Raw genomic sequence first — 21,610 nt, forward strand, 5'->3', positions numbered from 1 at the left:
TGATTGTGGCCGGTCGGTTGGTCTGGTATATACTTACGCAATGTCCAAAACGCTCGACGCCATGCCGACCGCCTCAATCGCCCTGATAGCCGCCCTTCCGGAAGAGATCAAACCTCTGCTGGCGAGGGTCGACATCATCAAAAGGGACCGGGTTGCAGGCTTCCCGCTCTACCGCGGCCGCGTTGGCGACCAGGATCTCATCCTGCTGCAGTCCGGCATGGGGCCAGCAAATGCCGAAGCAGCCACCAGGGCATTTCTGGAGACCACCAGCCCGGACCTGATCATCAACTTCGGCCTGGGAGGGGCCGTTGCCCCCGGCCCGCAGGTCGCCGACCTGGTGGTCGCCACGCGCCTCCTTGTCAGCGACGGAGTCGGATTCAGCGAGCAGAACGGCCCGGACTTGTCGCTTGCTGACGAATTTATGGTAAAGGCCGGCAACAGTCGCTGCCATCTCGGCACCTTCATCACCGCTGCCGAGACAATGCCCAAAGCAGCACTGCGCGGAAAACTTCCCGAGAACACCGAAACACCGGTCCTGGAGATGGAGACCGCCGCCATAGCCCGGGTAGCGTGCGAGCACGGCATTCCGTTCCTGGCCATCCGGGCCATCAGCGATGACTGTGATGAGGAACTCGGCTTCACCGTTGCCGAATTCTGCGACGCAAACCTGCGCATCCGGCCCGTCAAGGTCCTTTCCACCATCCTGAAACGGCCAGGGATCATCCCCCAGCTCATTCGGCTCGCCAGAAACAGCAAGCTGGCAGCCGAGGCCCTTGCAACAGGCATCATCAACTATCTGGAGCAGAGCCATGCATAAGAGAGCACTCATCGCAGCACTTGTCGCCAGCCTGACCATCCCGGCCGCGGGTCTGCCGATGGGAAGCCGGCCCGACGATAGCCGCACCATGTACTTTGACGGCAGCGCGTTCCGAGAGGAGAGCAGAGTGGGCCAGCCGGCAATAGCAACCAGGATCGGCCACTACCCCAAGCTGCTCCAGGAAGGTTCTCCCGGGAAAACCCGCCCCCTTCCCCCGGAAACCGGCGCGCTGGCCGGCATCTGCTATATCCAGCAGAGCGGCGGCAAGCTCGGCAGCCACCCGGCATTTCTGCCGCGGCCCGACATGCCGGTGACGGTGCGCGGCGCCGGCGTAGAAAAGGAAACCCGTTGCGACGGGAACGGGTTCTTCACTCTCGCCCTGCCGCCCGGTCGTTATGAAGTGCGCAGCGGGGCCGACTCCGGGACCGTGACCATCGAACCGGACAAGACAACCCTCATCCCCCTGCGGGGCGGAAAAAGGATGGTGGACTGACATGAAACGGCTGACGATGTTTCTCTGCTCATTGGTGCTGGCAGCATTGCCGCTTCTGGCCCACGGTGGCGAACTGGATGACTACTACCTCAACGCCTTCACCGGCGCCAGTGGTGGGAACCCCCCTCTGGCCGGCGCCATCCTCCAGACCGAACCAGCCACTGTCGGCGCCCACTGCGGCATGCCGCTCCGTCGCGGCGTCTCGCGGGACTGGAGCAAGCTGGCCACCGCGACCCAGGTGGTCCTGGCCAAGTATGTTGCAGCACCGGTGCTCACCGGCGAAACCATCATTCCGTCAAGCGGCGGCCACTTCAGAATCCACTACGCCACCTCCGGAACTGACCTGCCTACCCCACTTGTCCCGCTCAACACATGGATCACCACCGTTGCAGATACATTCGAGAATGTCTATAAGACCGAAATCACCTCGATGGTATATAACGCTCCACCCGTATCTGGCGGAATCTACGACGTCTATCTGCAGGCACTCAGCACCCAGTCGGAATTCGGCTTCACCCAGTCTGATGCGGCTATAACCGCAACGTCTTATTCAAGCTACATAGTCATTGACAAAGATTTTCTCAATACTATTTTTCAAAACTCGATCCCGGGTAACGACACCGCAAGCGTAAAGGCCACAAAGGCGCTCCAGATCACAGCGGCCCACGAGTTCCACCACGCCATCCAGTACGGCTACAATTTCTTCTTCGACGTATGGTACGCCGAGGCCACCTCCACCTGGATGGAAGACGAGGTGTATGATTCGGTTAACCAGCTTTACAACTACCTGCCACCGTTCATGCAGAACACCAACCTGAGTCTCAATACTGCCGTGGATGTCAACACCGGCGGTGGTTACAGCCGCTGGATATACAACCGGTATCTGGCCGAGACCTATAACCCGACCATCATCAGGAACTTCTGGGAACAGCTAGCCAAAATCCCGTCACCGACAGGCGCCGATATCCCCATGACCCCGGTGATGGATGCCGTCCTTCAAGGGAAGGGGACCACAGTCGGCTCCTCTTATTTCGACTTCAGCCGGCGCCTTTACAAACGCGACTGGCAGAGTCATGTCGGCGATATACCCATCATCTACCAGCACCCCATTGTGCCAGTCGCCTCCTATTCGGCCTTTCCCATCACATCAACCACCACCCCTTCACCGGTCATCACACTTCCCCACTACTCCATCGGGTATGTGAAGCTGTCAAAGGATACCTCAGCACCTACCGACCTGTCTCTCACCTTCAGCACGAAACCGGTGACCATGGCCATCACTGCCCTGAAAAAGCTCACCGACGGTACCTTCGTCGAGTTCCCGTTCGACACGTTCGCGAGCAAAATCGTCATCACCGGCTTCAGCAGCGCCACCACATCCGAGGCGATGCTCATCATCACCAACACCAGCACGAGCGACAACCAGTCCATCGCCTTTGCCAGCGACGGCAGCACGCCTACCGTCCCACCGTCAGGCCCTCCACCAACGACGACAACCCCGACGACTTCAACAGGCGGAGGCGGCGGTGGCGGCTGCTTCATCGCCACGGCCGCCTACGGCAGCTACCTCCACCCGAAGGTCCAGGTGCTGCGGGATTTTCGCGACCGATTCCTTCTGACCAACGCCGCCGGCCGGCAGATGGTTGCGCTCTACTATCGCCTCAGCCCGCCACTGGCCGACGTCATAGCCCGCCACGAAACGCTCAGGACCGCTACCCGCTTCCTTCTCACGCCCGTGGTCTTCGCCGTAGCTCACGGGAAAGGGACCGTCATCGCCCTCATATTAACCCTGATGGTCATTGGTAGCACAGTAACCGGAAGAAGGCGTTCTGGGCATTAATTCTTATTTTGTCAGATTACGTCCCGTTGGGACAGAATGCCCGTAGCCCGGCGATTTATCGCCGGGACGCGCGGATTATATTATATCGTTTTCGTCACGTACGTGACTGAAGGACTGCGCTAGCCCCTACCGGGGGATGAATCCCCCCGGCTACAGGCATTCTGTCCCGATAGGACGAAACTGAATGTGCGAAGTAAAACTTCTTAGTAACTTCAGCCTTGATCCATCCAGACCTCTCCCTCTGGAAGAGAGCAAACACAAAAAAGCCCCACTGGCATCCCAGCGGGGCTTTTCTGATTTCGGGTTTACCCGACTGCCTGATTAGGCCTTGCGAACGTTGGCAGCCTGCAGACCTTTCGGTCCGTTGACCACGTCGAAGGTAACCGCTTCACCTTCTGCCAGCGATTTGAAGCCTTCGCTCATGATTGCCGAGAAGTGTACGAACACGTCGTCGCCGTTCTCCTGCTCGATGAAACCGAACCCTTTAGCGTCGTTAAACCACTTAACCCTACCCTGTGCCATTTTTCCTGCCTCCTTTTGCCTTTTGTTGCTCCGGCCTGGTGCCGGATTGTGAAGGTTACTGCAGCTGCCGGAGTCTTGAGGCAGGAAAACTACGGTTCTTCTGGCGAACGGCGAGATTTCCTGATACTGCAAAAACTTCCGAATCCTACTGCGGTGGATAGCATACCATCCACCGCAAATACTGTCAAGGCATTTTCCACCTTTTCAACCAAAACATTACAACGTGTTCACTTTTCTGATAAAGGCCATCAACAGCCCATAGTGCTGGTGATCAAACTTCATAACCAGCCGGGGAAGCTCCAGCAGATCCGGCTCGTCAGACTCCTCGGAAAGCGGCCCCGACCGCTCCATCCGGCTGCCGGGACGAAGAAGCTCCGGGAACTCGCTCTCCAGTTCGGCGATCTCACCATCCGACAGCTCCTTGTTGAGCCGGATAACCAGCAGACCGTCGACAAAACGCAGCGAATGATAGTTCCGGTAAAAATCCTCGATGGCCTGAACTGCCTCTTCGACACTCTTCGTTATGGTAAAGAGCGAAAAATCCTCGCCGGAAATCAGCCCCCGTACCAGAAGCGCCCTCTTGATGAATTCGAACCAGCGATCCCAGTAGCCACTCTCGTCATCCACCAGCACGAGCGGCTTGGGAGAGGTCTTGCCGGTCTGGATAAGGGTAAAGACCTCCATCGCCTCATCCAGGGTACCGAACCCGCCGGGGAAGACGGAAATGGCGTCCGACTCCTTGACAAAGGCCACCTTGCGGTTGAAGAAGTACTTGTAGGTAACGAGCCGCGGATTCCTGGCCATTACCACGTTGGGCGACTGTTCAAACGGCAGCCGGATATTGACGGCAAAGGAATTCTCGCTGCCGGCCCCCTCGTTCCCCGCCCGCATGATCCCCCCACCGCCACCCGTGATGATCATATAGCCACGGGCGGCCAGCTCGCGACTGAACTGGATGCAGGTCTGGTAGATCGGTTCACTGGGCTCGGTACGCGCCGAACCGAAGATGGTCACCTTCTTCCGGTGTCGATAGGGGCTGAAGACCTTGTTGGTGTAACGCATCTCCTTCATGGTGTTGTTGAGCATCTTCAGGTCGGCCAGGTAGCTGGTTTCCTGTCCCGCCTTGAGGGCAGAGATGATCATCTCGCGCACCAGGCCGGCATGGTGCACCCCTTCAGCCTTCGCGACCAGTTGGTCAATCAGGGCATCGATCTCTCCGTTCTTGTGTGTAAAACTCAGCTCCATCGGCACGTGGCTCCCCATGAGAAAATGAGCGCGGATTATAACACCGTGTCGCAGGGGTAGCAAATGTTAAAGGATATCGAACAAAGATTACATTGCACGCTCACCACGTTTTGTTTACAGTATGCTGGCTACGCGACTCAAGCCCTGAAAGGAAGCTGCTACTTATGGGAAAAACCACTGCTGAAAAGATTTTTGCCACCCACCTGGTGAACGAGCCATTCCCGGGAACCAAGGTTCTGAAACTTGACGTGGTCCTCTGCCACGAAATCACCACCCCCATTGCCATTGCCGACCTGATGGCCCGCGGCAAAGACCGAATCTTTGATACCGGGAAGATCAAGGCGGTCGTAGACCATGTGACGCCGAGCAAGGACTCCAAAACAGCCACCCAGGCCAAGATCCTCCGGGACTGGGCCCGCCGGCACAATATCAAGGACTTCTTCGACATCGGCGCCAACGGCGTCTGTCACGCCCTCTTTCCGGAAAAAGGGTTCATCCGGCCCGGCTATACGGTCATCATGGGCGATTCCCACACCTGCACCCACGGTGCCTTCGGCGCCTTTGCCGCCGGGGTGGGGACGACCGACCTGGAAGTGGGCATCCTCAAAGGGGTCTGCGCCTTTCGCGAGCCGAAAACCATTCGGATCAACCTTAACGGCTCGCTGCCGAAAGGGGTGTTCGCCAAGGACGTCATCCTCTACATCATTGGCCAACTCGGCGTGAACGGCGCCACCGACCGGGTCCTGGAATTCCGCGGACCAGTGGTCGATGCCATGACCATGGAATCCCGCATGACCCTCTCCAACATGGCCATCGAGGCCGGCGGCACCTCCGGCATCTGCATGCCCGACGCCGTTACCGTCGACTACCTCTGGCCGTTCATCCAGAGCGATTACGCCTCTAAAGAGGCAGCCCTGGCCGATTTCCGCACGTGGTGGTCCGACGAAGACGCTACCTACGACAGGGTCCTGGAGTTCGACGTCTCCAAGTTGGAGCCGACGGTCACGTTCGGCTACAAACCGGACCAGGTGAAACCGGTCGGCGAACTCGCCGGTGAGCAGGTCGATCAGGTATACCTCGGCTCCTGCACCAACGGCCGCCTGGAAGACCTGCGGATTGCCGCGCAGATCCTGAAAGGGAAGAAGATCGCCCCGACGGTGCGCGGCATTCTGTCGCCGGCCACCCCGAAGATTTACCAGGACGCGCTGCACGAGGGGCTGATCGACATCTTCATGGAAGCCGGCTTCTGTGTCACCAACCCGACCTGCGGCGCCTGCCTCGGCATGAGCAACGGCGTGCTGGCGGAAGGAGAGGTCTGCGCCTCCACGACCAACCGGAACTTCATGGGTCGCATGGGAAAGGGTGGCATGGTGCATCTCATGTCGCCGGCCACCAGCGCGGCCACGGCCATAGAAGGAAAGATCGCCGACCCGAGAAAGTACCTGTAGGGGCGGGGTCTCCCCGCCCGGGCGCGGCAACCGCTCCACTACATTCATGCATAAGGAGAACGAATATATGAAAACGTTTGGCGGACCGGTCCTTTTCCTTGACCGGTCGGATATCAACACTGACGAGATCATCCCGGCAAAGTACCTGACTGAAATCACCAAAGAAGACCTAAAGCCCTACATCCTTGAAGACCTGAAGCTCCCCGGCTTCGATCCCAAAGGGGAGAAGACGAAAGCGGCCCGGGTCATCGTCAGCCGGGCGAACTTCGGCTGCGGCTCGTCCAGGGAGCACGCCCCCTGGGTCTTCGAGGTAAACGACATCACGGCGGTCATCGCAGAATCGTTTGCCCGCATTTTCCGGCAGAACATGTTCAACTGCGGCATGGCGGCCATCGAACTCCCCAAGGAAGACCTCGACCTGATCTTTTCCCATGTGAACGATGCCGATGCCACTATCTCCATCGACATTGAAGCCCAGACCCTTACCATGAGCGGCGGAGGGAAGCAGAAAACCTTCAGCTTCGACGTCTCCCCCTTCGACAAGGCGCTGGTGACGGCCGGCGGCTGGGTCGACTTCGCCGACCAGAAGTATTGATTAACCAGCTCTTCCCCCTGCAAACGAAAAAGCCCGCCGACAAAGCGGGTTTTTTCGTTTGCAGCAGCTGTCAGTCCGTATTTTATACCGCTTTCGGGTTGACTCTGCGCCTCTGGCAGGGATAATATGCACTGCTTTCGCGTTGTACCGGGAACCAGATTCGTACATCCCGGCAGCGCCCCGGACAAGATACCCGTGAACATGCGCCTGCTTCCCATATCGCAGATCTGCCTCCTGGTCGCCCTCCTTGCGGTCCTCGTACCGCATCGGTCTGCCCTGGCTGACGGGACAGGCTCTGCCGAAGGGACCATTTTCACCCTCTGGCCCCTGATCGACTACCGGGAAAGCCCGGCTGAAGGGTTCAGCAATCTGAGCATCCTCGGGCCGCTTTTCAAATTCCAGAACCAGAAGGACCAGTCGACCGTTGCCGTTCGCCCCCTCTTCTTCCGTACCGGCAACAAAAAAAACGAAACAGCCGCCACCGAGTACCTCTACCCGCTCGCCTCCAGCGAGAGCACTCCGGATGTCACCCGTTTCCAGGTACTGAAGCTCTACCAGAAGAACCTGTTCCGGAAGGACCGGGAAGAAGAGCGGGAGCGGGACTTCATGGTCTTCCCGTTCTACATTACCGGAACATCGAAGAAATACGGCCCCTACACCTCGGTCCTCCCCTTCTACGGGGATATCTACGAGCGGTTCTGGCGGGACGAATACCACTATCTCCTCTTCCCGCTCTACGGCCGGACTGTCAACAAGGGAACCACCAACTACAACGTGCTCTACCCCTTTTTCTCGGTCACCCGCGGCGAACGGGAGTCAGGCTATGCATTCTGGCCCCTGTACGGACAGTCGGCCAAGGAAGGGGTCTACCGTAAGCGCTTTGCCCTCTGGCCATTCTTCCACCAGGAAGAAAAGGGCCTCAATACGGACAACCCCATCAGCAGGTTCCAGATCCTGCCGCTCTACGCGACCGTAGACTCCCCCAAGCTGACAGTACGGGACTACCTCTGGCCATTTTTCGGCCACTACGAGAACCGGGACCCGAAAGAGGAGGGGTGGAATCTACTCTGGCCATTCTGGCAGGTTGTGCGGGGCGAAAAACGGAACGTCACCCGCTTCCTGCCGTTCTTCGACCGGGAGCGTAACGGCGACGACGAAAAACGCTGGTACCTGTGGCCGCTCTACAAGGAAGAAACGTCGGTCGCCCCCTCCTTTCGTCAGGAAAAGGAGCGGTTGCTCTATTTTCTGTACAGCAACAACCGCGAAAGTTGGCCGGCCGACGGCGCCAGCCGGCAACGGATCGCCTTCTGGCCCCTCTTCGTCTACAATCGCACCACCGACAACGTGAAGTCGTTCAGCTTTCCCGCACCAGTGGAGCCGGTGCTGGACAGGGAGGGGATCGAGCGCAGTTGGGCCCCTTTCTGGCGGCTCTATCAGCAAAGGTGGAACGATAACGGCGACTCGGCAGCATCCTTTGCCTGGAACCTCTACTGGCACGAGGCGCGTAAAGACGCCCTTGCGTACGAGCTGTTCCCGCTGCTGCGCTACCGTTCCACCACGGCTACGTCCGACCTCCAACTCCTCAAGGGGCTGTTCCGCTATACGACCGACCGGGAAGGGAAATCGGTCCGACTCTTCTGGCTCCCCTTCGGCATCTCCTGGGGAAGCGGATCGCCCGAGCACAAGACCGTGACGCGCGCCAACGGGGGCATTAACCCATGAAACCGTTCGAATTCATCGGCAGACATCTGATCCGTTTTAACGAGATCGTCGGGGAGATGATCATTCTCCTCGGCCAGACCTTCTATTTTTTCAGGGAGATCCCCCGCAACCTGCCGAGCATCGCCACCCAGATGATGATCATCGGCTACGAAACCCTGCCGGTTGCCTCGGTCATGGCCTTTTTCGTCGGCATGGTTCTGGCGCTCCAGACCGGGGTGGAATTGAACAAATACGGCAGCCAGGACATCATCGGCGCCATTGTCGGCCACTCCATGGTGCGGGAACTTGGTCCGGTCATGACCAGCTTCCTGGTTGCCGGCCGGGCCGGCTCGGCCATGGCTGCCGAAATCGGCGTCATGAAGGTCTATGAGGAAATCGACGCCCTGAAGACCCTGGACATCAACCCGGTCCGCTACCTGGCCATGCCGAGGCTCATTGCGTGCCTGATCTGCGTTCCGGCCCTCGTGGTATACTCGGACCTGATCGGCATCACCGGCGGGGCGATCATCAGCAACCTGCATCCGCAGATTTTTGTGTCATACTACACCTACTATGACAGCCTGACCAACGCTCTAAAGATCAAGGAAGTGGGCAACGGACTGATCAAGGCAACTGCCTTCGGCGGGATCATCGCCCTGGTCTCATGCTACGTCGGTTTCAACACCAGCGGGGGCGCCCGCGGGATCGGGGTATCCACCACCCGTTCCGTAGTCCTTTCATTCATGCTGATTCTTGTTGCCGACTACTTCCTCACCCGCATCCTGATGTGAGGTTCGAAACGATAGGAGCAGTCCATGGCATTTTCCACTGAAAAGAAAGTAGGCTTATTCTTTATCGTCAGCCTGATCATCCTTGGCGGACTTCTGGAAGTGGGTGAAAAATGGAACCCCTTCGAAAAACAGATCCGTTACCGGACCTATCTCTCCAGCGTCACCGGCCTCAAGCTCGGTGACCCGGTACGCTTGGTCGGGGTGGACGTGGGCCGGATCAAGGAGATCAACGTCAAGGATGAAAACGTCGAGCTTGTTTTTGACGTCAAACCGGGAACCCAGATCAAAACCGACAGTGTGGCCAGCCTCCGTCTCACCAACCTCCTGGGGGGACAGTTCCTGAGCATCTCTCTGGGGACACCGAAGGCTCCTGTCCTGGAACCGGGCGGCACCCTGTACGGCAAGGACTCGGCCAACATCGACGTCATCGTCGACAACGTGGGCGCGCTGACCAAGGACGCCAAGACCTTGATCAACAACCTGAACCGGAACCAGGACGAGGTCCTGAAAAAGATATCGGCCATGCTGGACGATAACCGGACCAATCTGCAACAGAGCGTGGCCAATTTCCGGAGCATCACCGACAAAATTGACCGGGGCGACGGCTCATTGGCCCTGCTGTTGAACGACAAGGCGCTCTACACAAATGCCAACGATGCCATCGTCAGCCTAAAGAGTGTGACTACCAAGATCGATAAGGGTGATGGCACCATCGGCAGGCTGGTCAACGATCCGGCCCTGTACAACGATGCCAGGGAAGCGGTTGCCAGCCTGAAGGACGGGGCCAGGGAGATGAGCACCGGCTTCAAGGACATCAAGGAGATCGCCGGCAAGATCAACCGCGGAGAGGGGACGGCAGGCAAGCTGGTTAATGACGAGGCCCTTTACACCGAACTGCGCGACGCCTCCAAAAACATCAAGGAGATCAGCCAGAAGATCAATTCCGGCGAAGGAACCCTGGGCAAGTTGGTGAACGAGGACAAACTCTACCGGGATACCACAGCCGCCATGAAGAAGGTGGAAAAGGCGGCCGAAGGTCTGGGTGACAGCGGCCCGATCTCGGTCCTCGGCAGCATCATCGGCACGCTTTTCTAAGCAGGTTGCTGAAAAACAGCCATCTTGCCGCCGTCCTCGCGAGCCGCCTTGTGCGGCGTAGCGCTGCTACGCCTCCGCGGTGCTCGCTGCGGGTGCGACAATCTGACTATTTTTGAGCAACCTGCATGTTCCAGCTACCTTCTGGGCTCTGGATCAAACTGACGGCTTTCTTGTACGCTGTTTCTCTTTCATTTTCTTCTTTGCGGTAACCCTGATACTTACTTCCGGAGTACTGTCTTGCCTGACTTCCTGCAGATCGCCGTTGGTACGGTCACCATGCGGCCGTACGTTTTCGCCTTCTTTGCCGCCTTTCTCCTGGCTGCGGTCCCCCATATCGGCTGGCGCCGGACCCTGGCCTTTACCGGCTGCGGCTACCTGATCTCCTTTGCCTCCGAAGTCTCCTCCATCAACACCGGCTTCCCCTACGGCTGGTACTACTACGTCGACAAGACCAGTGCAAAAGAACTCTGGATCGCGGGGGTGCCGTTCTTCGACTCCCTTTCCTACGTTTTCCTTTGCTATTGCAGCTATGCCACGGCCCTGTTCGTCCTCTCGCCACTCAAGTCCTGGCGCTGGCAACTGGTTCCGCTGGAGACCCGCGCCATCCGGAGATCGTTTGCCGCACTCTTCCTCGGTTCCCTGCTCCAGGCCTACCTGGACATCATCATCGACCCGGTCTCGCTCCAGGGGAACCGCTGGTTCCTGGGGCAGATTTACGGCTATCGCGAGCAGGGGTACCATTTCGGCGTTCCCCTTTCCAATTACCTGGGGTGGTGGCTGGTGAGCGCGGCCATGATCTTCACCCTACAACGACTGGCAGCCTCCGGCAAGCCCACCGACAAGCCGCCGGCCGGGGTGGGGAACTTCTTGTTCAGTGCGCTCCTGGGGCCGATCCTCTACCTATCGGTGCTCGGCTTCAACCTGACCATGGCCATGGTAATCGGTGAGATGACCATCGCGGTCACCGGCTTGTTCATCATCGTCCTGCCCCTGGCGCTGGTCGTCACCCTGGCGCTGCGCCGGGTCAACCGTTACACGAAGGATGAACTCGCCGCCCATATCAGGGACGTTCCCTGGTCTCCCGCAGCAGGGAAGCGGTAAAGCAATTCTTTCGCAGATGCAAAAAGGCCCACCGGCAATGCCGACGGGCCTTTTCTGCGCTATGCATGTAACGAGTTATTTCTTGCCGCCGGAGGCGATGGCTTCATGCCCCTTGTGCACGGCCTTCTCCAGGCGCCGGCGCCTGGGCCAGGTAACGAGGTAGGTAATCGGGCCGGACAGGATATAGCAGAGGAAGAACACAAACATCATGATTGCCGGCTCTGCGGCAATGATGATGATGAGCAGGACCGCCAGGACCAGGAACCCGAACGGCTGGCGCTTGATCAGTTCCGGGTCCTTGAAGGAATAATACTTGACCCCGGAGACCATCAGGAACGCCAGGAAGTAGATGAGAACCAGGATGGCCAGCTTTTTGTACGAACCGGGCCAGCCGAAATGGTAGAAAAAGATGACCGTTGACGAGACCATGCTCGCCGCTGCCGGAATGGGAAGGCCGATGAACCGCTTGCTTTCGACGGTGTCCACCTGCACGTTGAAGCGGGCCAACCGCAGTGCCCCGCAGACGACGAACAGGAAGGCCGCCAGCCACCCCAGGCGGCCGAACGGCTTCAGCGCCCAGGAGAACATCAGGAGGCCGGGCGCCACGCCGAACGCCACTAGGTCGGCCAGGGAGTCGTACTCCACACCGAATTTGCTGGTGGTGCCGGTTGCCCGGGCCACCTTGCCGTCCAGACCGTCAAACACCGACGACACCAGAATCCAGATGGCCGCGGTCCGGTAATCCCCCCCCATGGTGGCCACCATGCTGTAAAAACCGGCAAAGAGGCTGCCAGTAGTAAAGAGATTGGGGAGGATATAGATCCCCTTACGCATGCTCTCGATTCGGTGGCTCTTTTCCTCGCTCACGGCAGTATCCCCAGCACTGTTTCGCCACAACGGGTCTTCTCACCCATGGCGACCTTGATTTCGGTCCCCTTGGGAAGATATACGTCGAGCCGGGAGCCGAAACGGATCAGCCCGTACCGTCTTCCCCGTTCGAGTGTATCACCTTTTTTAGCATAACAGACAATCCGACGAGCAATAAGTCCGGCCACCTGCACCACGACAATCTTCACTCCCCTGGCCGTCTCCAGGATGATGCCAAGCCGCTCGTTTTCGAAGGTGGCGCGTTCGTCCCGCACGTCCAGAAACTTGCCGGACACGTAGAAGGTATCAACCACCCGACCGGTAAGTGGCGCCCGGTTCACGTGCACATTGAAGACGGACATGAAGATGCTCACCTTGCTCATCTCCTGCCCCAAATGTTCCTCGTGGGCATCGCCCAGGTAGACGATGACCCCGTCGGCCGGGGCCAGCACGGCACGTTCGTCACTGGTACCGGTCCGCTGGGGATTGCGGAAAAAGAAGACAATGAAGCCGGTCAGGAGCAGCAGGAAACAAACTAACGCAAGCAGCCAGGCAGAGCAGGTGCGCCAGTACAGAAAGGCAACAACGGCCGTGAACGCGGCAGCGATGGCAATGAACGGGAAACCTTCGACAGCTATCGGTGTATGTGTATTGCGCATAATACGGAGACACCTTCAGCAGAAAGGCCGGGCAAGGGCACTGGAAATTACCAACCCCGCCCGGCCCTTACGGAAAGTGCCGCTGTTCTCCTAGTTCTTGGTCTTGTCGACGATCTTCTTGATCCAGGGCATCATGCTCCGCAGCCGCTCGCCAACCACTTCGATCGGATGGGCGGCATTGAGCCGGCGGCGTGCCGTCATCTCGGGATAGTTGGCCGCCCCTTCGAGGATGAAACGCTTGGCGTACTCACCGTTCTGGATATTGGCCAGACACTCCTTCATCGCCTTACGGCTCTGCTCGTTGATCACCTGCGGACCGGTGACGTATTCGCCGTATTCGGCATTGTTGGAGATGGAGTAGTTCATGTTGGCAACGCCACCTTCGTACATCAGGTCAACGATCAGCTTGAGCTCGTGCAGGCACTCGAAGTAGGCCATCTCCGGGGCATACCCCGCCTCCACCAGCGTCTCGAAGCCGGCCTTGACCAGCTCCACCGCCCCGCCGCACAGCACGGCCTGCTCGCCGAACAGGTCGGTCTCGGTCTCGTCCTTGAAGGTGGTTTCGATGATGCCGGTACGGCCGCCGCCAATGGCGCTGGCATAGGAAAGCGCCACCTCGCGGGCCTTGCCCGAAGCGTCCTGGAATACCGCGATCAGGTCGGGAATCCCGCCCCCCCTGACGAACTCGGAGCGGACCGTGTGACCCGGTGCCTTGGGGGCAATCATGATCACGTCGAGGTCGGGCCGGGGGACGACCTGGTTGTAGTGGATGGCAAAACCGTGGGCAAAGGCCAGGGTGGCGCCCTGCTTCAGCTGCGGCTCAATCTCGTCGCGGTAGAGCCGGGACTGGAACTCGTCGGGGGTAAGGATCATCACCAGGTCTGCCGCGGCCACGGCGTCGGCAACGCTCGCCACCTTCAGACCGGCATTCTGTGCCTTGACCGCCGAGGTCGAACCGGCGCGAAGGGCCACGGTCACGTCAACCCCGGAATCCTTGAGGTTGCAGGCATGGGCGTGCCCCTGGGAACCGTAGCCAACCACCGCCACTTTTTTGCCCTTGATGATCGCGAGATCACAATCTTTGTCATAATAAACGTTCATGTGCTTCCTCCATGTATTTTCTGCGCAGATAAACTCTGGCACGTGATTCTATTGCCATTCGGGATGGCTCGTGTAGGGGCGCTGCCGGGCTACGGTTCTTAACCTTTCCAACCTTTGGAGCCGCGACCGATAGCCACCGCCCCGGTCCTGACCAGCTCCTTCAGCCCCAGTGGCCGGAGCAGTTCCAGGATGGCATCGATCTTTGCCGGCGCGCCGGTTGCCTCGATGGTATACGACTTGGGGGTGACATCGATGATCTTGGCCCGGAAGATGTCCACGATCCTTAAGACCTCGGTCCGGCTGTCGTCCTCGGCCGACACCTTCACCAGCGCCATTTCCCGCTCGATGGCGCTGCCGTCCGTGAAATCGATCACCTTGATCACGTCGATCAGCTTGTTCAACTGCTTGGTGATCTGCTCCAGAATCTGCTCGTCACCGCGGGTAACCAGCGTAATCCGGGAAATAGCTTCATCATTGGTCGGCGCCACCGCCAGGGAGTCGATATTGAACCCCCTGCCGGAGAAAAGCGCCGCCACCCGCGATAGTACTCCGAATTCGTTCTCGACGAGAACCGAAATTGTGTGTGTCATGGAAGAACCTCCATCAAAAGGGTCATTACGCGTTCAGCACCATCTCGTTCAGCGACGCCCCGGCAGGCACCATGGGGAGCACCTTCTCCTCCCGGGCGATCTTGAACTCCATGATGACCGGTCCGGGTGTGGCAAACCCCTTCCTGATGGTCTCCTCCACCTCGTCATGCCTGGTGGCCTGAAAACCGGTGGCGCCGAACGCCTCGGCCAGCTTGATGAAGTCGATCGGCAGTTCCATGCAGGTCTGCGAGTAGCGTTTGTCGAAGAAAAGTTCCTGCCACTGGCGGACCATCCCCAGGAAGTTGTTGTTCAGGATGACGATCTTGACCGGCAGGCGGTTCTGGACCAGGGTGGCAATCTCCTGCATGTTCATCTGAAAACCGCCGTCGCCGCAGACCGCGATCACCTGCCGGTCCGGGAAGGCCGCCTGGGCACCCATGGCCGCCGGCAGACCGTACCCCATGGTGCCGAGTCCGCCGGAGGAAAGGAGGGTGCGGGGGCTGGTAAAGGTGAAGAACTGGGCGGTCCACATCTGGTGCTGTCCCACGTCGGTGGCAACAATGGCGTCCGGTTCCGAGAGTTCGCGCAGCTTCTCAATGACGTACTGAGGCTTGATGACCGCAGCGGCATGCTTGTAGGTCAGCGGATGCTTGGCCTTCCACCCCTCGATCTCGGTCTGCCAAAGTTTGATCCCTTCCAGGAACTCTGCCAGCTTGCCGGGATGCGCCTCGACCTCCTTGATCATCTTGGCGAGGACGTCCTTCACGTCGCCCACGATGGGGAGGTCTACCCGGACATTCTTCTTGATGGAAGTCGGGTCCACGTCGATGTGGATGATCTTGGCATGGGGCGCAAAGGTGGAGAGCTTGCCGGTCACCCGGTCGTCGAAGCGGGCACCGACTGCCACCAGCACATCGGTATGGGTCACGGCCATGTTGGCATAGTAGGTGCCGTGCATGCCGAGCATCCGCAGGGCATTGGGCGCATTTTCCGGATAGGCGCCGAGCCCCATGAGGGTGGTGGTCACCGGTACGTTCAGCATTGTGCAGAGCCGGGTCAACTCCTCGGAAGCATTGCCCAGGATGACGCCCCCCCCCACGTAGACCACAGGTTTCCTGGCAGTCATCAGCATGGCCACGGCCCGCTCGATCTGCTTCGGGTGCCCCTCAACGGTCGGCTTGTAGCTGCGGATCTCGATGGTCTCCGGGTACTTGAACTCGGCCAGGGCGATCTGCACATCCTTGGGGATGTCCACCAGCACCGGGCCGGGACGGCCGGTACGGGCAATGTAGAAGGCCTTCTTCATAATGGTCGGCAGTTCCTTGACGTCCCGGACCAGGAAATTGTGTTTGGTGCAGGGACGGGTAATGCCGATGATGTCCACTTCCTGGAAGGCATCGTTGCCGATCAGGGCCGTGGGGACCTGACCGGTAATGATGACCAGCGGAATGGAATCCATGTACGCCGTGGCAATGCCGGTAACGGTGTTGGTTGCGCCGGGGCCGGAGGTGGCGATGGCGACACCGACCTTGCCGGTGGCGCGGGCATAGCCGTCGGCCGCATGCACGCCGGCCTGCTCGTGGCGCGGCAGGATGTGCCGGATCCCCTTGAAGCTGAATATTTCGTCGTAGATATTGATGACCGTGCCGCCGGGATAGCCGAAAACCGTATCGACCCCTTCCCGCTTCAGGCACTCCAGAAGCATTCGTGCTCCGTTTATTTTCATATATATGTCCCTCTGTAGGGGCAAACCTTGTGTTTGCCCTGAACATGGGCGATCACAAGGATCACCCCTACAATCATGGTTATTCCGCCGTGGTTACCGCACCGGTATGGGCCGAGGTCACCACCTTGGCATACCTGGCCAGCCAGCCGGTCCTGATCTTCGGTTCCGGGGCCGTCCAGCGCGTCCGTCGGGCCGCCAGCAGTTCGTCGTCCACCAGGAGCTGCAACTGGCGGTTGGGGATATCGAGACGTATCCGGTCCCCCTCCTCGATCAGGGCGATGGGTCCCCCCTCGGCTGCTTCGGGAGAGATGTGGCCGATGCATGGCCCGCGGGTGCCGCCGGAAAAGCGTCCGTCGGTGATCAGCGCCACCGAATCGCCGAGCCCCATCCCCATAATGGCGGCCGTCGGAGCCAGCATCTCCCGCATCCCCGGACCACCCTTCGGCCCCTCGTACCGGATCACCACCACATCGCCGGACGTGATCCGGCCTTCCATGATGGCAGCCATGGCAGCCTCCTCGGAATCGAAGCAGCGGGCCGTCCCTTCGAACTGCATCATGGCCGCTGACACGCCGGACTGCTTGACAACCGCCCCCTTCGGCGCAATGTTGCCGAAGAGGACAGCTATCCCTCCTTCCTGCTTGACCGGGTTGTCGAGCGGCCGAATAACCGTTTCGTCGACATTTTCGACACTGGCAGCCAGCTGCAGGGTCGAAATACCCAGTACCGTAGGATTGTCTTTGATTTTGTTGCCTAACTGTTTGAGCACGCCGGCCACGCCGCCGGCCGTGTCCAGGTCCTCCATGAAATGCTCGCCGGCCGGGTTCATGGACGCCAGCTGCGGGGTCTCCTTGGCCAATTGGTCGAAGGTCTCCAGCGGCAAGTCGACTCCTGCCTCGCGGGCGATGGCCAGCAGGTGGAGAACCGTATTGGACGAGCCTCCCAGGGCCAGGTCGACCCGGATGGCGTTTTCGAAGGCAGCGCGGGTCAGGATGCTCCGCGGGGTCACATTGTTCTGTACCAGCTCGACGATCCGCTCGCCGGAGGCAAAGGCGATCCGCCGCTTCAGCGCCGACACCGCCAGGGCCGTGCCGCAGCGGGGCAGACTCATCCCCAGGGTCTCGGTCAGGATCGCCATGGTGTTGGCGGTGAACAGCCCCTGGCAGGAGCCCATTCCGGGACAGGCGTTATCCTCGCAAACCTGGAGCTCCTTGGCGTCGATCACGCCGGCCTTGTAACGGGCCATCGCCTCGAAGGTATCGGTCACGAAGGAGTACTTGCGATCCCCCTCCCCCCGGCCGCTCATCATCGGTCCGGCAGTTACCACGATGCAGGGGATATCGAGCCGGGCGGCAGCCATCAGCATGCCCGGAGTGATCTTGTCACAGTTGGTCAAAAGGACCAGGCCGTCCAGCCGGTGGGCCTCGGCGACCGACTCCACCATATCGGCGATCAGTTCCCGGGTGGGGAGGGAGTAGTGCATTCCCCGGTGCCCCATGGCAATGCCGTCACAAACGCCGGGGATACCGAAGAAAAAGGCATAGCCGCCGCCGGAGTGCACTCCCTTCTCGATGAACCGCTCCAGATCACGCATCCCCACATGGCCGGGGATCAGGTCGGTGAAACTGGTGGCCACACCGATGAACGGCTTGTCGAAAGCGCTCTGGGGAACGCCGGTCCCCTTGAGGAGCGCCCGGTGGGGGGTCCGCTCCAGCCCCTGCTTTATGGTATCACTGCGCATATGCACGCTCCACTTTGGCCATCTGCACGGAAAAACTGTCAGTGCGTAAATAAGATTGTTGAAAATACTACAGGATAGAATCGGTGTCAACCGCAATGAAAATGGCACTATACCCATGTTTCGGGGGGTCAAATTTCAGTTTCGCGAAGACGGCCATCAGCGGCACAACCGAAGGGATCAGGAGGCGGCCAACCTGGCCACTTCGGCCTCGGAAAGACGGTGGTAGACGGGATTGAGGAGGGGGAGCGGCGGAATGTCGCCCTGGGCAAAGGCAGCAAGGGCAAGTTGGGCGCCGGCAGAAGCGCGGGGAGTGTTCGCCGACTCCGGCGCAAAAATGGCGAGATCACCCAGGCGCTCCGCAATCAATGCACGGTAACGCACTGCCCCGTCGCCCACAAAGATGGTCGGCTCGCAGATCCCGTCGACAAGTTCGGCGGGCGGTACTGCCCGGACTGCCACCAGCGGTTCCGGCAGCTCACGGCAGCGGTAGATGCCTGCGTACACCTCTCCCTTGCGGGCGTCAAACAGTGCACATACCGGATGGGCCGCCCACGGCAGATTCTGGGCCAGCATGGCCAGGGAAGAGAAGCCGACCGCCGGCTTTCCGGACGCAAGCGCCAACCCCTTGACCGTTGCCAGTCCGACCCGGATACCGGTGAACGAACCGGGACCAAACGCCACGCCGAACCCGTCCAGCTCGGCGATCGGCAGTCCGGCATCGGCAAGCAACTCCCGGATGGCCGGCACGAGCCGTGCCGCCGCTTTCTTGCCGGGAGAAAACAGGTACTCCGCAACAAACCGGGAACCGTCGCTCAGGGCAATGCTGCAGACATTGGTGGAGGTATCAACGGTGAGAAGTTTCATAAATCCGTGACTCGTGACTCGTGACTCGTGACTCGGCAAGGCACTGGGTCTGCATTTCCCAGTTACGAGTCACCAGTTACCAGTCACGGCTTTTATCCCTGATTGACGAAATACCGGACGATATCGTTGTAGAAGGCCAAGACCATGAGGCTGAGGAGCAGTATCAACCCTACCTGCTGGGCGATCTCCCGCGCCTTGAAGCTGACCGGCTTGCGCAGGATCAACTCGATGACGTAGAAAAAGAGGTGGCCACCGTCAAGGATCGGCACCGGCAACAGGTTGAGGATTCCCAGGTTGACCGAGAGCAGGGCCATGAAGGCGATGAAACTGACCGCACCGGCGGTGGCCTGCTGGCCGGCCATCTTGGCGATCATGATCGGCCCCCCCACCGTGTCGAGCGGGATGGCCCTCTCCACCAGCTTGACAATGGAAAGTGCCGTCAGCTTGATGACGCTCCCGGTCTGGACCGTCCCCTTGACCAGGGCATCGCCGGCGCCGAACCGGTCGACCACGGTCTCGCCGGCCGACACCACACCGATGACCGGCATCGTAACGGACTCGCCGAACAGGTTCTTGCTGCTCCTGGTCTCCGGCATGATCCGGAACGAGAGTTCCCGGGCTCCGCGCCGTACCCGCACCTCAACGGCCTGTCCCTTGCCCGTGGTGATCGCCTTGGCCACATCGTCCCACCTGGTAACCGCGGTGCCATTGATGGCGGTGATCAGGTCATTGGCCACGACCCCGGCCCTGGCCGCCGGCTTGTCCTTGAGCACCTCGCCGATGCGGGCCGTCACGGCCGGCACGCCGACCATATAGACAACGATAAAGGCAAGCCAGGCAAAGAGGAGGTTGAAAACCGGCCCGGCAGCAACGATGACGATCCTCTGCAGAGGGGGCTTGGCCTGGAATGAACGGTCCAGGTCCTCCGGGGAGAGCTCCGCATCGGGCGACTCGCCCACCATCTTTACATAGCCCCCCAACGGAAAGGCGGACACGAGGTATTCGGTCTCGCCTCTGCGGAAACCAACCAGTTTGGGGCCAAAACCGAGGGAAAACTTCTCGACTCCCACGCCGAACAGTTTGGCAAAGATAAAGTGCCCCAGCTCGTGCACGAAGATGAGCACGCCAAGGACAACGATTGCGGAAAGAACACTGATCATAAGAATAACCCGTGACCCGTGACCCGTAACTCGTGACCGGTAAGTCGCAAACTCAATTTCATGCCTGATTCCTCCTAGTCCCTAGTCCTAGTCCCCAAAAACTCCCTGGTCTTTTCCCTGCTCCATCGGTCAACGGCCAGCACCTCGTCAAAGGAGCCCACCCGGTGGGACTGGTGGGCATTCATGGTCCGCTCAATCAGTTCGGCAATGGCCAGGAAGGGAATCCTTCCCCCGAGGAACGCCTCAACAGCGATCTCATTGGCAGCGTTCATGACCGCCGGCATGCTTTCCCCCGCCTCCATGGCGTCATAGGCAAGCTGCAGGCAACGGAACTTCTGCAGATCCGGCTTGAAAAAGGTGAGCCCTGAGAGCGCCGTCAGGTCGAGGGGTTTGACGCCGGTGGCGACCCGCTCAGGATAGGAGAGGGCATAGGCGATGGGCCCCTTCATGTCCGGCGTTCCCAACTGGGCGATGACACAGCCGTCAATGTATTCGACCATGGAGTGGATAATGCTCTGCGGGTGAATGTTCACGTCGATCTTGGCGGGAAGCACATCAAACAGCCAGCGGGCCTCGATCACCTCCAGCCCCTTGTTCATCATGGTGGCCGAATCGATGGTGATCTTCTTCCCCATGCTCCAGTTGGGGTGATTGAGCGCATCGCTGACCGTAACCTCGGACAGCTTTGCCAGTGGACTGTTCAGAAACGGCCCCCCTGACGCGGTCAGGATGATCTTCTCGATATCCTCGCTCCGGTGCCCTTCCATGGACTGGAATACCGCGCTGTGCTCGCTATCGACCGGATAGAGCTTGACGCCGGCATCGGCAACCGCCTGCATGATCAGGTGGCCGGCAGTCACCAGGGTCTCCTTGTTGGCCAGGGCGATCTCCTTGCCGGCCTTGATGGCGGCAGCGGTCGGCACCAGGCCGGCAGCCCCGACAATGGCAGCCACCACCATGTCGGCTTCGGCCACCGTGGCCGCGGCGATCATCCCCTCGACGCCGGCCATGATCTCGGGCCGGTTCGCCAGCGGCAGCATCCCCTTCAGCTCTTCGGCCAGCCGGTCGTTCAGCACCGCCACCAGGCGGGGGGAAAACGCCTCGATCTGGCGCTTCAGGAGATCGAGATTGGACCCGGCAGTAAGGGCCTCGACGGAAAATTTGTCCCGATGGGCGTCAACCAGTTCCAGGGTGCTGACACCGATGGAACCGGTCGAGCCGAGTATGGAAAGTCGCTTCATAGCTGTGTCCTTG

Annotated in this window: 20 protein-coding genes; 9 read left to right on the forward strand and 11 right to left on the reverse strand. The window is 59.7% G+C overall.

Features of this window, described 5'->3' with window-relative positions:
- The first annotated feature begins 40 nt into the window (after positions 1–40).
- From JN12_RS01670 to JN12_RS01680, 3 genes are read left to right on the forward strand one after another with little or no spacing between them, the layout of a single operon-like run.
- Positions 41–817, forward strand: coding sequence for a phosphorylase family protein (locus JN12_RS01670; RefSeq protein ID WP_145017457.1), 777 nt, complete (start codon positions 41–43; stop codon positions 815–817).
- Complete coding sequence (locus JN12_RS01675) at positions 810–1,310, forward strand: hypothetical protein (protein WP_145017458.1); 501 nt, start codon at positions 810–812, stop codon at positions 1,308–1,310. The genes JN12_RS01670 and JN12_RS01675 overlap by 8 nt, the downstream gene beginning before the upstream one ends.
- A 1-nt stretch (position 1,311) precedes the next feature.
- Positions 1,312–3,150 (forward strand): MXAN_6640 family putative metalloprotease, encoded by a 1,839-nt coding sequence (locus JN12_RS01680; RefSeq protein WP_145017459.1) that lies wholly within the window; start codon positions 1,312–1,314, stop codon positions 3,148–3,150.
- A gap of 321 nt (positions 3,151–3,471) precedes the next feature.
- Here JN12_RS01680 and JN12_RS01685 read toward each other — a convergent pair whose 3' ends face one another.
- Together JN12_RS01685 and JN12_RS01690 are read right to left on the reverse strand one after the other, a co-directional pair.
- Positions 3,472–3,672, reverse strand: coding sequence for a cold-shock protein (locus tag JN12_RS01685; protein WP_145017460.1), 201 nt, complete (start codon positions 3,670–3,672; stop codon positions 3,472–3,474).
- Positions 3,673–3,888: 216 nt separating this feature from the next.
- Complete coding sequence (locus JN12_RS01690) at positions 3,889–4,917, reverse strand: LOG family protein (RefSeq protein ID WP_145017461.1); 1,029 nt, start codon at positions 4,915–4,917, stop codon at positions 3,889–3,891.
- Between the two features lie 164 nt (positions 4,918–5,081).
- On the opposite strand from JN12_RS01690, the gene JN12_RS01695 reads away from it, so the two are divergent.
- From JN12_RS01695 to JN12_RS01720, 6 genes are all read left to right on the forward strand, one after another.
- Positions 5,082–6,365 carry a 3-isopropylmalate dehydratase large subunit gene (locus JN12_RS01695; protein WP_145017462.1) on the forward strand — a complete coding sequence of 428 codons (1,284 nt, stop codon included), beginning with the start codon at positions 5,082–5,084 and terminating at the stop codon, positions 6,363–6,365.
- A gap of 67 nt (positions 6,366–6,432) precedes the next feature.
- Positions 6,433–6,960: a 3-isopropylmalate dehydratase small subunit gene (locus JN12_RS01700; protein WP_145017463.1), complete on the forward strand. Its 528-nt coding sequence runs from the start codon at positions 6,433–6,435 to the stop codon at positions 6,958–6,960.
- A gap of 126 nt (positions 6,961–7,086) precedes the next feature.
- The gene (locus JN12_RS01705) at positions 7,087–8,682 is read left to right on the forward strand and encodes a hypothetical protein (RefSeq protein ID WP_246125716.1); all 1,596 of its coding nucleotides are present in this window, start codon (positions 7,087–7,089) and stop codon (positions 8,680–8,682) included.
- On the forward strand, positions 8,679–9,452 hold the full coding sequence (locus tag JN12_RS01710) for an MlaE family ABC transporter permease (protein ID WP_145017464.1): 774 nt from the start codon (positions 8,679–8,681) through the stop codon (positions 9,450–9,452). Before JN12_RS01705 ends, JN12_RS01710 begins: the two co-directional genes overlap by 4 nt.
- 24 nt (positions 9,453–9,476) lie before the next feature.
- Entirely contained in the window at positions 9,477–10,547 is a 1,071-nt protein-coding gene (locus tag JN12_RS01715; protein ID WP_145017465.1) for an MlaD family protein, read from the forward strand.
- Positions 10,548–10,784: 237 nt separating this feature from the next.
- Positions 10,785–11,648 (forward strand): carotenoid biosynthesis protein, encoded by an 864-nt coding sequence (locus JN12_RS01720; protein ID WP_145017466.1) that lies wholly within the window; start codon positions 10,785–10,787, stop codon positions 11,646–11,648.
- Positions 11,649–11,723: 75 nt separating this feature from the next.
- Here the strand turns inward: JN12_RS01720 and pssA are convergent, their stop codons facing one another.
- The 9 genes from pssA to JN12_RS01765 form a co-directional block, all read right to left on the reverse strand.
- Entirely contained in the window at positions 11,724–12,482 is a 759-nt protein-coding gene (pssA, locus tag JN12_RS01725; protein ID WP_145017900.1) for a CDP-diacylglycerol--serine O-phosphatidyltransferase, read from the reverse strand.
- 29 nt (positions 12,483–12,511) lie between these two features.
- Positions 12,512–13,174, reverse strand: coding sequence for a phosphatidylserine decarboxylase family protein (locus JN12_RS01730; protein WP_145017467.1), 663 nt, complete (start codon positions 13,172–13,174; stop codon positions 12,512–12,514).
- Positions 13,175–13,264: 90 nt separating this feature from the next.
- Positions 13,265–14,275 carry a ketol-acid reductoisomerase gene (ilvC, locus tag JN12_RS01735; protein ID WP_145017468.1) on the reverse strand — a complete coding sequence of 337 codons (1,011 nt, stop codon included), beginning with the start codon at positions 14,273–14,275 and terminating at the stop codon, positions 13,265–13,267.
- A gap of 98 nt (positions 14,276–14,373) precedes the next feature.
- A complete protein-coding gene (gene ilvN / locus JN12_RS01740) occupies positions 14,374–14,865 on the reverse strand; it encodes an acetolactate synthase small subunit (protein ID WP_145017469.1) in 492 nt (163 codons plus the stop codon).
- 25 nt (positions 14,866–14,890) lie between these two features.
- Positions 14,891–16,591 carry a biosynthetic-type acetolactate synthase large subunit gene (gene ilvB / locus JN12_RS01745; RefSeq protein WP_145017470.1) on the reverse strand — a complete coding sequence of 567 codons (1,701 nt, stop codon included), beginning with the start codon at positions 16,589–16,591 and terminating at the stop codon, positions 14,891–14,893.
- Positions 16,592–16,670: 79 nt separating this feature from the next.
- Positions 16,671–18,332: a dihydroxy-acid dehydratase gene (gene ilvD / locus JN12_RS01750; protein ID WP_145017472.1), complete on the reverse strand. Its 1,662-nt coding sequence runs from the start codon at positions 18,330–18,332 to the stop codon at positions 16,671–16,673.
- A 177-nt stretch (positions 18,333–18,509) separates the two neighbouring features.
- A complete protein-coding gene (gene tsaB / locus JN12_RS01755) occupies positions 18,510–19,196 on the reverse strand; it encodes a tRNA (adenosine(37)-N6)-threonylcarbamoyltransferase complex dimerization subunit type 1 TsaB (protein ID WP_145017473.1) in 687 nt (228 codons plus the stop codon).
- A 92-nt stretch (positions 19,197–19,288) separates the two neighbouring features.
- Positions 19,289–20,356, reverse strand: coding sequence for an RIP metalloprotease RseP (rseP, locus tag JN12_RS01760; RefSeq protein WP_145017476.1), 1,068 nt, complete (start codon positions 20,354–20,356; stop codon positions 19,289–19,291).
- Between the two features lie 74 nt (positions 20,357–20,430).
- Positions 20,431–21,597 carry a 1-deoxy-D-xylulose-5-phosphate reductoisomerase gene (locus JN12_RS01765; protein ID WP_145017478.1) on the reverse strand — a complete coding sequence of 389 codons (1,167 nt, stop codon included), beginning with the start codon at positions 21,595–21,597 and terminating at the stop codon, positions 20,431–20,433.
- Positions 21,598–21,610 lie beyond the last annotated feature (13 nt).

Source organism: Geobacter argillaceus, from assembly GCF_007830735.1.
GTDB classification, from domain to species: Bacteria; Desulfobacterota; Desulfuromonadia; order Geobacterales; family DSM-12255; genus Geomobilibacter; species Geomobilibacter argillaceus.